This window comes from Chryseobacterium formosense (genome assembly GCF_900116415.1).
Classification (GTDB): Bacteria; Bacteroidota; Bacteroidia; order Flavobacteriales; family Weeksellaceae; genus Chryseobacterium; species Chryseobacterium formosense.
Genome location: NZ_FPAP01000001.1, coordinates 437,791 through 452,607 on the forward strand (window position 1 = coordinate 437,791; position 14,817 = coordinate 452,607).

A 14,817-nucleotide genomic window follows, 5' to 3' on the forward strand; every position below is an offset into this window, starting at 1 on the left:
ATTAAATCCAATCTTATGAAAGCCATCATCGCAGAAAAACCCAGTGTCGCAAGAGAGATCGCCCAGTTGTTAAATGCCAACGAAAGAAAAGACTGTTACCTGGAAGGCAACGGGTATTGTGTGACCTGGGCTTTAGGTCATCTGGTATCGTTGGGAATGCCCGAAGATCATGGTATAAGAGGCTTTGACAAAGCCTCTTTGCCTATCTTTCCAGATCCATTCCTTTTGATCCCAAGACCCATCAAAAAGCAAAACCAAAAAGGTTATCAGCCTGATCCTTCCGCACTCAAACAATTAAAGATCATAGAAAATATCATCAATCGGTGCGACAGTATCATTGTCGCTACCGATGCAGGAAGGGAAGGAGAGCTTATCTTCAGATACATCTACCACTATCTGAAATGCAACAAACCTTTTGAAAGACTTTGGATCAGTTCTCTTACAGAAAAGGCGATACAGGACGGTTTCAAAAAACTCCAGCCCGGTTCAGTATTCGACGGTTTGTATATGGCAGCCAAAGCCAGAAGCGAAGCCGACTGGCTGGTCGGGATCAATGCCACCCAGGCATTGAGCATTGCCGCCAATCAGGATGTATATTCTTTAGGAAGGGTACAGACCCCGACACTGGCTTTGATCTGCAAAAGATTTGAAGACCATCAAAATTTCAAACAGAAGAAATACTTCCAGATCCAGTTAAAGCACCGAAAAGAATATCTGGACTTCACAAGCCAATCAGCACAACAATGGGAAGACAAAAAACAGGCAGAGCAGATCCTAAGATCCATAGAGCGGGAGGGCAGGGCTACTGTTGAGAATGTCTCAATCCAAACTGTAAAAGAACAATCGCCCCTACTTTATGACCTGACAGAACTTCAAAAAGAGGCCAATAGAAAGCTAGGTCTTTCAGCTGATGAGGTCTTGCAGACTGCGCAGTCACTTTATGAAAAGAGATTCATCACCTATCCACGAACCGGCAGTAAGTACATTCCCAAAGACCTGTGGTCAGAGATCCCGGAGCTGGTCAGAATCTTAAACACAACCGATCAATTCAAACCTGCCATTTCAACGCTCAAATTCGGCAACTTCAACAAAAGGATGGTGAATGATCTAAAAGTAACCGACCACCACGGACTTTTGATCACCACAAAAATCCCATCCGCACTTACCGCAACCGAAAAAGCGATCTACGATATGATTGCCTACCGTTTACTGGAATCCCTTTCGGAACATTGCAGCAAACAGGTCAGTCATATTACGCTCAAAGTACATCATTATGAATTCAACATCAAAGGATCAAAAATACTAACTAAGGGCTGGCGAGCCATCAAAGGGATCCTCTCAGACCATAACAATAATAACAAAAATAACGACAGCACTTCCAATAACCATAATGTCGAAGAAACACTTATTGACCTGCCAGAAATGAAAATCGGGGATGAACTGAAAATTTCGCAAGCTGTGCTACATGAAAAAACGACCAAACCTCCCAAACTTTACAATGAGGCAGATCTTTTGTCAGCGATGGAAAATGCAGGAAGATCACTCGAAGATAAAGATCAGCAGAAAGCCATTTCGAATATCGGGATCGGTACACCAGCCACCAGAGCCTCCATCATTGAAACCCTGCTCGGCAGAAACTACATCATCCGAAAGAGCAAAGCCTTGGTACCAACCGAAAAAGGACTGAAAGTTTATCACCTTGTCAAAGAGCAAAAGATCGCCAATGTACAAATGACCGCAGAGTGGGAGATGGCATTGGACAAAATTGAAAAAGGTGAACTCAATTCAAAAGAATTCATCACCAATATCAAAAACTACACATCAGAAATTACTAAAGAACTTTTATCATTGGCAATCCCTCAAGAAAGCATTCCTGCACTAAAATGCCCAAAATGCCAACATCATAATCTGATCGTCAAGGAAAAGATTGTCAAATGTCCAGATGAGCAATGCAACTGGTTACAGTTCAGAACTGTTTGCGGAGTACAGCTCAGCATAGAGCAGATCACTTCACTCATCAATAATAAAAGAACCCCGCTCATCAAAAATATGAAAGCCAAGAACGGCAAAAAGTTCAGTGCCTATATTGTTTTGAAAGACGACCACAAAACCATATTTGAATTTCCCAATTACTAAATTTATCTAAAAATAAGTATCTTAGAAATAAAAATTATGAAAGTATTTCTATGTTATCAAAATGGATCCGTAGAAATCAAATGGGATCTACCATTTCTTCCCCGTACCGGAGAATATATTTCAACCACTGAACTTTTATCTGAGAAAGAATTCAAACAGTTGGGCACAAAAAAAGATTATCTCAAAATCATCAACATCTCATGGTTTTTGTATAAAGATGGGAAACAGTCTTCAGTGGAAATTCTATTAGAATAATAAACTAAACTAATTATTTTAATTAAAGTTGTGAAAATATATTTATTAAGGCAGTGTAAAAAGTTCTCTAGTGTTGAAAACCATTTTAAGAGTAATCCACCACAAGTAAATTCTTTAAAAGATAGTTTCGGTTGTGATAAATAAGTCATGGAAAATTATTATTCAGGAAATTCCTGATTTGTAAATTTTCCTTCAGTTAAATCAGTAAACCAACCTAAAGTTTTTATGTCGTTTTTTACTAATTCCTCATATTCTTTTGGGTAGGGCTTAATATTTTCAATTAAGCCAAATTTTAAAAAATGGTCTTTATTTGTTGAAATCAAAATAATGGTTGGATATTTATATTTTGTATAGACATTAAATGATTCGACAGCTAGGTTGTTCAATATGTTGAACATCTCATTAGTCATTTCTTCTGTGTAACTCGTAAACAGAATCCCTATTTCCCCGAAGTCTACTAATCTTCTTCCGAAATATAATCCTGTATTATGAGCATTTTTCTTGTGAAAATCAAAATAACTCTCTCCAATTGATCGCCTTGTTAAACGATCAAATGATAATAAATGTTTTGCTAATTCTTCTCTGTATGGAGTAATATTTATTAATAATTCATTCTCAACAAATCCATCGACGAAATAACTTATTTTGTCAGCTTCTTTTTTGTTTTCAAATCTTTTTCTCGAAATAAACTCATTCCATTTATTGTCTATGACTAAATAGAATCCATTTACTGTTTCATCATTTAAAATATCAGGAAACTCTCTCTTATTTTCAAAAAAGTGAGCTAATAAATCTTTCTCAGTGCCTGACAGTAGAACTGTTTTTGTATTATTGTCAAAGCTATTTTCTGTTATTGAAAAGAATTCTTTCTGCGTTTCAACTGAAAAGTCATCTTCTTCGGCAGGAAGAATAATGGTAAATTTATCTTTAAAAAGCTTTTCCCTTTTTTCAATATAATCAATAAAGTCCGGGACTGTATCTAATTCTTTGATAATTGTTTCAAAAGAGTCTCTATCAAATAATGTTATAAAATCTCCATTATTGGTAATTGAGCTGAATGGATAAAATTTGACATTCTCACCTAAATTTACTATAATTCTAAAAGTTTTTTTAATAGAATCTTTAGGGAAAATTTCTTCAAATTGTTTATCAGGATGTTTTATTCGAACTTCATCCCTTGAAAATAAAGCTTTGTAAGCCCCATTGATTTGCTTCGTAGCTTTGGAAATAGTATTGTTGAAATAACGATTATGATTACCCTTAAATTCATAATTCTTTACTGAAAAGATTATGGCTATATCTTTAAAAATAATTAGTAAATCACAGATTTCTTTTTTATTGCCATTTTCCAACTTTGGACTTGGATAACACCAATACTTAAAAAATGTTGAGAAAGCTAACTGATTAACAAATTCTTCTCCTTCGGTTCCTCTAATTTGACTATCCATCATAAATAAATTTTATCCATTCTCATGGTTAATAATTTCAAATCTATTAAATATTTTATCTATATCAACATAGTATATCTCCTCATATGGAGTACCGCTGTATGAAAATTTACAATAGAAGTGAGGATGAAGATGATATTCATTACCGTCGATATCGTAATCAATGATTTCTGAATAATTGATTTTTCCAATTTTAGAAACTATAAAGTTATTGCCATTTGTTTTCTCTTCAGGTTTGAGAAATCTCCATTTATTATTTTGTAATGAAATTATTTCGTGTGTACTTATGATAAATTCTAAACCTTTATCATAAGTTTGGTATAATCCTGCATTGTACCAATCATATTCACCAAACTCATTAGGTTCATTTGTGTGAGGGTAACTTTTGTCGTTAAATTTTCGAATTAACATTTTCGATTTTCTTTTTCGATTTTTAAGAGGGTAGTTGAGCCAATCTGAAAAATCTTTTTTTATACGGTTTTTCAAAGTCTGATTTCTCAAAAAGTTTTCCTCTTCATTTTCAGTAGTCCATAAAAATTGAGGATAGTACTTTTTCAATAACTTTTCATTGTTTAAAATTAGATCCTGGATGGTATTCCATCCCCAAAATGTAATATCAAACTTACAATCGTACATTTCCTTAATGTCCTCACAATATTCATCAAAATCTGGATGATTTTCAAGAGTAGTTACTATATACAATCTATTAAATTTGATTCTTAAATCATTGCTGATTATTTTTTTTACATCCTCCTCAATATCGTTAAGCAACTCTTTTTTAAGCAATGACTGTTTTCTTGAAAGATCTTTCTTCTTACATTGGATAACAGTATCTAATTCGACAGAAAAAATATCAATTCCTTTCTGTTTGTGGCCTTGCTTTCCAAACTTCTTGAAACTTGCTGTTGCATTTTGTAAATTAAATAGGTCACAAATTAAATCTTCAAAATCTGTCGAATTTTCGATAGGAGGAAGCTGTAATTTCATAAAATGTATTTTTTTAAATAATTTTTATTCAAGATCGGAAAAATGATTTTTTCTTAATTTTTTAATAATTGACCATTAGCTAAGTTTATTTACAATAGAATCATATATTTTTCATCCATTTTTGCATATTAGCCTGAAGCCTAATCATTTCATTAACAGTCAGCAAATTAATTCTAAAGTTTGGAGTTTTCTTAACCTTTTCTAGATGAGGATAAGTTGCCCACATTACATTTTGAATAAGATCTTGATTACCAGAATTTATTTTATTATTAAAGTCTTCAATTACTAAATTCAAATTATGCTCCATCTCTGTTCTATTCATTGGAGGAGGCATTCCATATTTTTTATCGTTCATTTTCGTTGTCTGATTCAGTTTCAAAATCTCGTAAATCATGAAAGTTTGCACTCATTGCAAAAGTTCTAATCATTTCATTTATTGTTAATAGATTAATTCTTTTGTTTGGAGCATGCCTAGCTTTTGTAATTTCTTTTCCAAGATGTCTCAAGTGGTTGGAAATAGTTATTCTACCATTCATAATATTTTCGCCTAAAATATTTAGTTCTCTCTCAAAATCAGATCTTGAGTCTCTATTTCCCTTTTTACTTTTATACATTCAATTTTATTTAGCTCTTGTAAATAATGCAGTACTTCTCAAAGATTCATCAATACTAATCGAATCGATTCTATTGTTAAGACATTTTCTAGCTTTAAAAAAACTTTGTATTGTTCTTGAATCTCGTATATTATTACAGCTTCCAGACATAATTTTAATTGATTAAATCATATATCTGATCAATATTATTCTTATCCATTCTGTGTAATATTGCATTGTTTAAAGCGTGTCTTAAAATATATTGGTATCTTCCTATAATTCTATCTTCATTATAGAAACTTCTACCTAAATATTTATCAGATTTTGCCACTTCAATTTTTGACAGAGGATAACAGTATTCATTTATTAGTTGATTAAATTCTAAGCAAAATTTATCATCTAATAATAATTCATTATTTAAGCCATCTATTATATATTGTACAGGTTCAATATAATCTTCTTCTAAAAATACTTCGCCTGTAAGAATAATAGATTCAGGAATTGAATTTTGAATTTTTGAGTAACATTGATTATATCCAATTTTATTGAGATTAACACTCATATCTAACAAATTTTTCTTGATAGTAAAATGTTTAATTTTGCTTATTTCATCTTCTAATTCTGGATTGTTAATCAAGCAATCTTTTATTAAAATAGGATTGTAAATTGAAATTTCCTTTAAAATTAGCCCAGACAATTCCGTTGAAAAATTTGGTGTATTTGAAATACAGGCTTTAATCAAATGCTCAATAACTGAAGGGAAATAATTTGATAACTCTTCCAGAGTATATAAAGTTTTATCTCTAATGTAACTGACAGGATGATTTAAATGCCAAATAATAAAATCAATAATTAATCCATTTGAGTTATTATTATCAAAACTCGAATCAAACCAAGAGTATTTCTCTTTTACTTCACTATTAGATCTAACCATAAAATGAAAATGTTCAGCAATAATTTTATATATTGTTTCAACTTGATTCTTGTCCAGCTTATCTTCTAAAAACCATATGATATCATCACACATATCCCAAGATTCATATTCAAATTGTAATATATTTTCTTTTAGATTTTTTATTACTGATTTATCGTTTGGGAAAAGTGATTTTAGTTTTTGTTTGGTTTTTTTATGAGCATTAGAATAATTATTCATCCAAATGCTTATCCTTTCTGCTTTGAATAAATTTAGACCTTGATTTATATCCGTTTTAACATCAGAACTTGGATTTGAATCATTAAATAAATCAAAATTATTTTTTCTTTTTATAGTATTTTCACTGTCATTTTCAATATCTTCATTTAGACCCCATTTAATATTGTGATTTAACAAGTACCCTTGTAATTTTTTAACGTTGCTTATTGTCAGTTCTTTTCCTATTTCTGTTAGTAAGCTTCTTCTATCATCGCTAGTAATTAAAGAATTAGAAATTAAGTCTGCGATACTCTCAATTATTTTACCAATATTATCATCTTCTAGTTTTTCTATTTTATTTAAAATATTTGAAATTTGTCCGCCAAAATAAGTAATAAATCTAAAGTTGTCATCATTAATAGTGAAAATTTCACATAATGCCCACTTCAAATAAGGATCAATTTTGGAATGTCTTAGAATTTCTAAAATGCCACTTTGCTCTACTATACTTCTTGCTCCTAAGCAATAACCATCTCCAAGTCTAGGTGCATCAAACGAACTAATCTCAGCATTTCTAATTAACGTTTTCGGAGGAGGTACAGTTTCAAATTTATAATATTCTAATGCTTCATTTAATTTTTCATTTTTAATTAAAGCTCCTATAAAATTTTCTTTATTATCTTGAACATATCTCTGAAATGTCATTTCACCTGATGCATAATCCAAAATTGAAGCAAATTCTTGAAGAATGTTATTATTACGAACTGATTTTAAATTTTTAAGAGTTGTATTTATTGGTGTTAATTGTGCCTCTTTATACCAGCTTGGTCCCATTGAGGTATTGAGTACTTCTTGAAATGCTAATTCTGATTCGGTTTTAAAGTTTAGAATTCCATATACTTCATTAATTTTTAATAATTCTTCTGTTCTTTCCCATCTGTTTTGAACGCCACTTATAATATGTTCTTGCCAGAGTTTAATTAATGGCAATATTTTGTCTTTGTCATATTTAATTAATATCAGTAATTGTATTATTTCTTGCAATGATTTTCGATAACCTTCTGTATAAAGACCTATTTGATTAGGACATTTGATTTTTAAAGATTCTAAAAATAACTCTAATCGATCATTGTCAAACTCATAGATTAACATTACTAATTTTGTATATAGTAATGGAAAAATTTGTTCAGGTAATTGATAGCTTCTTTCCCAATGGCTTCTGTAATCAAAAGTAAAACTAATACTTTTGATAATCTCTTGTATTTTGTCAATTATAAAACTTGATTTTTCTATAAGGAGGTTTGATGCTTTATAGTAATATGCTTTCCCTTCAATAAAATGAATTTCTTCAATTAACTTCAATATATCCTTTTCCCAAGTATTATGAAACCATTGTTTATGACTTACTTTAAATTCATTACAATTATCAATAAACCCTAAACAATTATACTTTAAACATAGATTTTCATAATTGAATCTTTCAAAATCAACACCATTTTTATTTCTTATTTCTATTTCTTCGCCAATGATTAAATACTCTACTATAATAGATTTAAGTAATTCAGGTTTAGAGGTATTACTTAATAATGATAAAATGATATTTACGATAGAGCTATTATGTTTTTGATAGCCAAAGTTTTCTATTAATAATTCAATATCGTTTGACAACCTTTTTTCATTTAACCCTGTGTTGTAATTTGGTAAATTATAGTTATTTAATTCTTTTTTATACATCAAAAGAGAGGTTGCATAAGTGTAAGCCCAAGTATTATTTATTTTTACCTCAGGAACTTGCATCATTTTTTGAATGTCCATATTCATACCGAACCGCCTTAATAAATATGCATTATTCCATGCGCAACAATGATCTCTAACAAGTTGGATGGTTTTTTTATTTTGATTTTCAATTGATGAATCATTAGAAGAGTTCGGTATTTCTCTAAGTAAATCCAAATACTTTGAAAATATCATTTGCGAATTTCTTAACTCTTCATGATTAGATGCCTCATTGCTGGAAAGAATCAAAGTTTGAGCTTTAATTACAAAGGTTTGAAAACTAACACCCTTACCATTAAATCCATCATGTATAAATTTTCTATATTCCTTATCAATTGCTTCTTCTAAAATAGCAGCTTCTTCAAAAGCCTTATTTTCATAAAAATGTTGTAGAAAATGAATCGCATCATTTATAGAAATAAGCAGTATTTTTCGCCTAACAATGTATTTAATAGCTTCTCTATACTTTTTGTTTGCTATTAGTGCTAATGTCATTTCATGAGCATATTCAACAAAGACGCTATTGTACCTGAAATCAATTCTTTGGAGCAGTAACAATAGTCTAACTAATTCGGTTGTAAGCCCTAAATCAATTGATAAACTTATAGTACCTTTTATATCAGATACTACTAAATCTGGCTCGATATGATGAATTGCCATCTTATCAGCCCATTTTTGGTTGCAATTTTCAACCGCTTTTGCAGGACAGTTTGATAAGCCGTAGTGATATAATATATTAGTTAATGAGTAGTTTGAATTAGGATTAGTTTCACAATAATGTACTATAAGATCATTACAGTTTTTCAAAAGCAGAGGAACTTTACCTAATATGAATTCTTTAAATGAGTTGTGATAAATTTCTAATTTATCATCCTGTTTTATCAAATAACTAATTTTTGGAAATACTGAATAAAACTCACTTTTTATTTCAGAACTAAGAATTTCAAAAAATTCTTTTTCATCAATAGCTTGTCTTAACTGAGATAAAAATAAACATATCCATAATTTGTTTTTGTCTTCATATATTTTTTCCCAAATAGAATTATAGTAGTTTTCTATATTACCTCCAATATTCGGAATATTATCTATCCATTTTTTTAATTCATCCTCGTCATTAGAAATTTCAAAGTTGTTTACGTAATCTATCAAATAGCGCATATAAAGAGGATGTCCTTCAGATTTGAGTGCTATTTTTTGAATATCTTCAAAATCTATTATATCTTCTTTTAATTCTTTTTGAATGTATTGTTCACACTGACTTATATTTAAAGGTGAAACAGAAATACTTTGAGTTTTATTAATATTATTTTTGATATCACTAGGTAAAATTTCTTTTGAAATGCAAGAAAGTACTATTTTAATATTTTCAGGAATAGCCATTGATAGAATACCCAAGAAATTTTCAATATTTTTGATTTCATCTAAACCATCGATAAATAATAATCCTCTTAGGTTATCATTATAGAGATATTCACTTAAACCACTAATATTATAATTTAATGCTTCTATACGTTTTTCAAAAGATTCAAATGTTTTGGGTGGAATATCTCCAGTTAGTGCAATTGAAATAGTTTCTTCTAGCCAACTTAAAAAATATTCTTTTGATATTCTCAAACTTTTTGGCTTATCATCATTTGGAACTTTAACAAAATATTTTCCCAATATTAATGCATCTTTTTCAGTAGGTGTATAAGATGCAATATTAAAAGTTTTGCCAGTACCTGGATTACCTTCTAATAAAATCCAGCTTCCAGCTTCTCTTATGCTATCATCTAATCTATTCAGAACATTATAATTGTATGTAATATTCTTGATGTCATTGTTTAGCTGCCTTGGAATATCATTTATGGATTCCTCTAAATGAACTTCAATATTATTTTCTTGTAAAAAGGTTTTAAATTGATTGATTGAAATTGCCCCTAATTTATCATCAATCTGCCTTAAAATTACTCCAATAACTTTCCCGTTTGAAATTACTGGAGAGCCTGAAAGTCCACCATAGTTATAATTGACGTCAATTTCTTTACAATTTAATAAAATGGTATATTTTTCATCATTTACTATTTGGTTAATAGTGCCATAAATTCTCAATCCTTCGGCGTCCCCCTGATATGGAAATCCAAATGACTCCCAAGTCTCATTAATCCGGATATTTGATGTAGTTAATGGTAAAGAGATAGTATTGTTATAATCACAGATTAATAGACAAATGTCGCTTTGTTCATTAAAAGACAATACAGTACATTTACCAATTTTCTTATTATTTAAGATTAATTCAATTTTGTCTTCTTCAATCTTTTCATCTATAATTACATGATAAGCTGTTAAAATGATATTTGGGGTTACAAAGAATCCTGTTCCTTGTTCATTTTCTTTATAAATTATTTTAACTATCGATTTTTGAATTTGCTGAGGGGTTATTATTCTATTCATCTGAATTAAAGTCTATCTTGAGTGGTAGGTTATTACTTTCTATTATTTTATAATTATATTTTGTTTCAAAGCTTTTGTTTTTAAAACATTCTATGGAATCTAAATTGTAATTGAAATAAAGATTTCGGGTAAACTTTGTTTTTCTGCATATAATTCTCGCAATTGTTTCGTTATCCGGATGATTATGAGTTAATCCGTTTGTTGAAAAAACAAATTTATTCGAGTCAATATAATTTAACAACTCGGCACTTGTATTATTTTTACTACCATGATGAGATACTTTTACTAAATCAAATTGCAATGGAAACTCCTCTTGATTGTAGTGTTTTTTCAAACTACTTATAATTACCGTTGGATGAGAATCTGCTAAAAAAAGTAACTTGATATTCTTAAACTCGATTATAAATGAAATTGAACTTCCATTTGTTGCTGTATCATCTTCTTCAAAGGGTTCATGTAGAAATTTTTCAATATTAAACGAGGTACTTGAAGATACATTTTTTTTCTGTAATCGTTTTCTTTCTTTTTCTAATGATAGAATATATTCAAAGGCATCTTCCGTAAAATCTGATAAGTCGGAATCACTTGAAAAGCCTTTTTTAAACAATTCTTTTTTCCAATATTTTTTTAAATCTTTTAATTTGTCATTATTCGGGGAAAGTATTTTTATTAAAATATCTTCAGATATTTTAATTTCTAATTCATTATCAGTAGAAATTGCATTCTGATTAAACTCCGAATTCCATGAATACTGATATTTATGGATTAATGAAGCTAAAGTAGAACCTTGTACAGCAGAAATATTTTTTTCAACTATATTTTTTTCTTCTTTTATAGTATAATTAATTACTAACTTAGAAAGTGATTTACCCTTAAATATTAAATTATCATCAATGCAATTTATATGTCGAAAGGAATTATGCCAAATGTTATTGATTTCAATTATTGAATCTTTTTTGTTTTCTTCTATAAATTTGATAATACCTGATATATGGTCATTATCGATATGTGTTACTATCAAATGAGAAATTTTTTTATTCTCCTTTGCCAGTGCAACAAGTTTTGGCTTAATATAGTTTTTATATGTATCTACATAACCTCCATCAATTAATATAATAATATTTTCTAATTGTAATAGAAACGAGTCACCGTTGTTTGCTGGAAAAATTTCTAAGTGCATGTAGTAATTATGTTATGAAAGTATGTATCTTAAAATTTAATAGCAGTATTGAAGAAATGGTAAAATAACATTTCCGTTGTAACAGTGTTTATATGGCAGACAACTATTGATTGTTTACTAATAGTAGTATTAAAGAAAATTTGAATTTATGACTTATTTGTTTAAATTGATTACTTAAGTACTATTTTTTCCAAAAATATTTCTGATTTGTGTTCGCTGTTAACGTGCCTATTTTTTCGGTTTGTTCACTGTTATTTTCATTAGAAGAATAATAAATATAATCTCTTATATCTTCACCCAAATGTTTGATAATTTCTCTCTTCAACGATGGTTTGATAAAAATCTTTACCAAATGAGGACTGACGTACTCTAGCTCCTCAATAGACTTTGAAATATCTTTACTTGTGCTAATGATAAAGCTTCCATCTTGTCGAAATCTCCTAATTTCACCTGCATAATCTTCTACATCATCTGAGAATTGTGCATAATGCTTAATTACATATGCTTTTTTAAGTTCAAAAGGATTTTGATCAAAGAAATGGTAGGTCTCGTCTGTCTCATTAAAATTAATAAGCAAATCGTCTTCAGGATAGTATGGACATTTATAGATCCATATTACACCGTTAGCTTCTAAAAATTCCTCTTTTTGGTCATCAACGGCAAAAAACATGGAACTTCTATCATCTTGTGTCCAATCGGTTAGTCTGGTATACAAACCTAAATGTTGGGCTTGAAACAAATTATGCCAATCTTGAGCATGTTTGGTGGAGTCCTTTTCAAAATGCTCTAAAATTCTCAACCCTTCAGAATAAGAAGTAAATTCACTGAAAGCTTCTTTTTCTATTTCTAAAATTTGTTCGTCACTTAATGATGGATTTCTAGTAACGTTTGGTTTGATCGGCCAATCAAAAATTTGACCTCTAAAAAAAGTTAGAAATGATGACCATCCATGAGATCTGTTAGCATTAATAATTTCATAAAGCTGGTCTAAAGTTTCAGGTGTATAAGTTTCCATAGGGTTGTTTTTAGTTAAATATAAGAATTGTATTTTGATAAATTTCTTATTATTAATGGTAAGCATGCTATGGCTACCAAAAATGAAATTTATAGCTTATTTTAAAAAAATAATTAAATATATGAAGAGCAAAATTATCAGCAAGAAGTTATGACATAGATAGATATTACATATGAAATCATTGCAAATCCAGATAGGTTAGGATAATTTTTTTTTCGACATTTTTAGGTATTATTGGGATTATAATTGCCCCGTTCTGTTTAAGTCTATTTTCTTTCATCTTTTTTGAAGTTTTATTTTCTTTGAAATTGATGATAATTAGATAACCCTTTAAAAGAAAAGAATAACAAGTTTCAGTTTCTAATTTACTTCTAAAAGGTTGAACAATTAATTGGTCAAAGTCCGAATTTCTATCGAGTTTAAGTATATTTAATTGAAATTCTAAATCATCAGTCGTTAAATTTTCGTAAACTATTTTTCGAATCTTCTCGTGATATGGTCCTAAATTAATGTCACTAAATTCTTCAAATGTGGAAATGTCAGCTCTAAACAAAATTGAGAGAAAAAAGTTTTTAAATCTTTCATAGTCTAAATTTTCAATTTTTAGAGTTTCAATATCTACTGATTTTCCTTTTTTACATTTTATATCTTTATTTTTTCCAGACATTATATCAGCAAGATAAGATTCATATTTCCCACTAATTATTTTATTTTCACAATCGCGACATAATAGATTTCCCTCATAAACTCCTGATGAGGGTCTACTAATTCTGGGATTTTTTTTGATGATTTCTTCTGTAGAAACTTTAATTATCTTATGGTTTTTATCGTATAAATCTTTATACAAAAAATCAGGATAAATATGTGATTTTTTAATCAAACTCTTTTCTAAAAGGCATAATTTGCAATTTGTCATCTGGTCTTTTATTACATTGGAAGAGAATAATATATTTGTATAAAAGTAATAAAAATTAAACTATTCTACTTATTATAAAGGGTTCCTAAATTTACAAAAACACATATATTAAAAAACTAAAAATCTACAGCATCATAGCAACACTTGCTATCATCGGACTTTCAATTTGGATAAACTCATTATAAGAAGACATTAGGGAAACAGAGGAAGTTCTTAAACAATGTTCTGATAGATATTATAAAGAAATTGACAAATAAAATAAATCCCAACTTTCGTCGGGATTTACTTTCAGGTTATAAGTTTTCGTTTTGAAAACCTACATTATTTTTTAAGATACCTCTTCACTGCGGCAACAGAAGTTCCGACAGCTTGTACAGCTTCTTTCAAACTTTCTTTGGTAACACCAAATTCTTTAGACCAATAGTCTAGTTCCCAGCTTTCATTCACATTTACTTTGGTTGCATCTTGTGGTCTTCTTTTACTTAAATCATCGCTCATAATAAATAATTTATTGGTTAATAAAAGTAAAGGTAAGTCGCTCTTGTATCAGATAAATACGGTTTTCCGTAAAAGACAAAAAATTCTAACTCTAGTAAGGATTTATTTATCTAGTTCTGAATAATATTCTTTAAAATCAAAAACGATTTCAAATAGCTCTCTAGGATGAATACGCAAACCAGTTGCTATTTCAATGAAGGTGCTTAATTGACAATCTATCTTATTATTTGATACATCACTAATTCGTGCAGCAGTAATATTACACTTAGCTGCAATCTTAGAATAAGGTGTATCGCCTTTAATTTCTTTAATTTTTTCAGAAACTAATTTTTTAATTTCATTAGTTTTAAATTCACTCATGATTGCACTGTTTACTGCAATTTCACATTTATTATAACATTTTTCATTACCGAATTCGGTAATGAAAAGAATTTTTATTATATTTGGA

12 protein-coding genes are annotated in these 14,817 nt (G+C 29.3%); 2 read left to right on the forward strand and 10 right to left on the reverse strand.

The window, feature by feature from the left end; genetic code table 11:
* The first annotated feature begins 15 nt into the window (after window positions 1-15).
* Both BM371_RS02025 and BM371_RS02030 read left to right on the forward strand, forming a co-directional pair.
* Complete coding sequence (locus BM371_RS02025; RefSeq protein ID WP_034675203.1) at window positions 16-2,136, forward strand: type IA DNA topoisomerase; 2,121 nt, start codon at window positions 16-18, stop codon at window positions 2,134-2,136.
* A 36-nt stretch (window positions 2,137-2,172) separates the two neighbouring features.
* A complete protein-coding gene (locus BM371_RS02030) occupies window positions 2,173-2,391 on the forward strand; it encodes a hypothetical protein (RefSeq protein ID WP_034675205.1) in 219 nt (72 codons plus the stop codon).
* A 158-nt stretch (window positions 2,392-2,549) separates the two neighbouring features.
* On the opposite strand, the gene BM371_RS02035 is transcribed toward BM371_RS02030, so the two are convergent.
* The 10 genes from BM371_RS02035 to BM371_RS02080 all read right to left on the reverse strand — a co-directional run bounded on the left by BM371_RS02035 (window position 2,550) and on the right by BM371_RS02080 (window position 14,729).
* Window positions 2,550-3,842, reverse strand: a complete 1,293-nt coding sequence (locus tag BM371_RS02035) for a hypothetical protein (RefSeq protein WP_034675207.1) — start codon at window positions 3,840-3,842, stop codon at window positions 2,550-2,552.
* Between the two features lie 9 nt (window positions 3,843-3,851).
* Entirely contained in the window at window positions 3,852-4,826 is a 975-nt protein-coding gene (locus BM371_RS02040; protein WP_051882728.1) for a hypothetical protein, read from the reverse strand.
* Window positions 4,827-4,926: 100 nt separating this feature from the next.
* Window positions 4,927-5,181 carry a hypothetical protein gene (locus BM371_RS02045; RefSeq protein ID WP_034675209.1) on the reverse strand — a complete coding sequence of 85 codons (255 nt, stop codon included), beginning with the start codon at window positions 5,179-5,181 and terminating at the stop codon, window positions 4,927-4,929.
* Entirely contained in the window at window positions 5,171-5,440 is a 270-nt protein-coding gene (locus BM371_RS02050) for a hypothetical protein (protein WP_034675212.1), read from the reverse strand. Before BM371_RS02050 ends, BM371_RS02045 begins: the two co-directional genes overlap by 11 nt.
* A 154-nt stretch (window positions 5,441-5,594) precedes the next feature.
* Window positions 5,595-10,760 (reverse strand): S1 family peptidase, encoded by a 5,166-nt coding sequence (locus tag BM371_RS02055; protein WP_034675215.1) that lies wholly within the window; start codon window positions 10,758-10,760, stop codon window positions 5,595-5,597.
* Window positions 10,753-11,940, reverse strand: a complete 1,188-nt coding sequence (gene avs1a, locus BM371_RS02060; RefSeq protein WP_034675218.1) for an AVAST type 1 anti-phage system MBL fold metallo-hydrolase Avs1a — start codon at window positions 11,938-11,940, stop codon at window positions 10,753-10,755. The genes BM371_RS02055 and avs1a overlap by 8 nt, the downstream gene beginning before the upstream one ends.
* Before the next feature lie 181 nt (window positions 11,941-12,121).
* The gene (locus tag BM371_RS02065) at window positions 12,122-12,955 is read right to left on the reverse strand and encodes an FRG domain-containing protein (protein ID WP_165571774.1); all 834 of its coding nucleotides are present in this window, start codon (window positions 12,953-12,955) and stop codon (window positions 12,122-12,124) included.
* A gap of 178 nt (window positions 12,956-13,133) precedes the next feature.
* On the reverse strand, window positions 13,134-13,871 hold the full coding sequence (locus BM371_RS02070) for a hypothetical protein (RefSeq protein ID WP_034675224.1): 738 nt from the start codon (window positions 13,869-13,871) through the stop codon (window positions 13,134-13,136).
* A 321-nt stretch (window positions 13,872-14,192) separates the two neighbouring features.
* On the reverse strand, window positions 14,193-14,369 hold the full coding sequence (locus tag BM371_RS02075; protein WP_074958526.1) for a DUF3606 domain-containing protein: 177 nt from the start codon (window positions 14,367-14,369) through the stop codon (window positions 14,193-14,195).
* A gap of 102 nt (window positions 14,370-14,471) precedes the next feature.
* Complete coding sequence (locus BM371_RS02080; RefSeq protein ID WP_034675228.1) at window positions 14,472-14,729, reverse strand: hypothetical protein; 258 nt, start codon at window positions 14,727-14,729, stop codon at window positions 14,472-14,474.
* Window positions 14,730-14,817 lie beyond the last annotated feature (88 nt).

Excerpts from the sequence above, each read along its gene's own strand:
- BM371_RS02025 (WP_034675203.1), top strand. The coding sequence starts at position 16 with ATGAAAGCCATCATCGCAGAAAAACCCAGTGTCGCAAGAGAGATCGCC.
- BM371_RS02030 (WP_034675205.1), top strand. The coding sequence starts at position 2,173 with ATGAAAGTATTTCTATGTTATCAAAATGGATCCGTAGAAATCAAATGG.
- BM371_RS02035 (WP_034675207.1), bottom strand. The coding sequence starts at position 3,842 with ATGATGGATAGTCAAATTAGAGGAACCGAAGGAGAAGAATTTGTTAAT.
- BM371_RS02040 (WP_051882728.1), bottom strand. The coding sequence starts at position 4,826 with ATGAAATTACAGCTTCCTCCTATCGAAAATTCGACAGATTTTGAAGAT.
- BM371_RS02045 (WP_034675209.1), bottom strand. The coding sequence starts at position 5,181 with ATGAACGATAAAAAATATGGAATGCCTCCTCCAATGAATAGAACAGAG.
- BM371_RS02050 (WP_034675212.1), bottom strand. The coding sequence starts at position 5,440 with ATGTATAAAAGTAAAAAGGGAAATAGAGACTCAAGATCTGATTTTGAG.
- BM371_RS02055 (WP_034675215.1), bottom strand. The coding sequence starts at position 10,760 with ATGAATAGAATAATAACCCCTCAGCAAATTCAAAAATCGATAGTTAAA.
- avs1a (WP_034675218.1), bottom strand. The coding sequence starts at position 11,940 with ATGCACTTAGAAATTTTTCCAGCAAACAACGGTGACTCGTTTCTATTA.
- BM371_RS02065 (WP_165571774.1), bottom strand. The coding sequence starts at position 12,955 with ATGGAAACTTATACACCTGAAACTTTAGACCAGCTTTATGAAATTATT.
- BM371_RS02070 (WP_034675224.1), bottom strand. The coding sequence starts at position 13,871 with ATGACAAATTGCAAATTATGCCTTTTAGAAAAGAGTTTGATTAAAAAA.
- BM371_RS02075 (WP_074958526.1), bottom strand. The coding sequence starts at position 14,369 with ATGAGCGATGATTTAAGTAAAAGAAGACCACAAGATGCAACCAAAGTA.
- BM371_RS02080 (WP_034675228.1), bottom strand. The coding sequence starts at position 14,729 with ATGAGTGAATTTAAAACTAATGAAATTAAAAAATTAGTTTCTGAAAAA.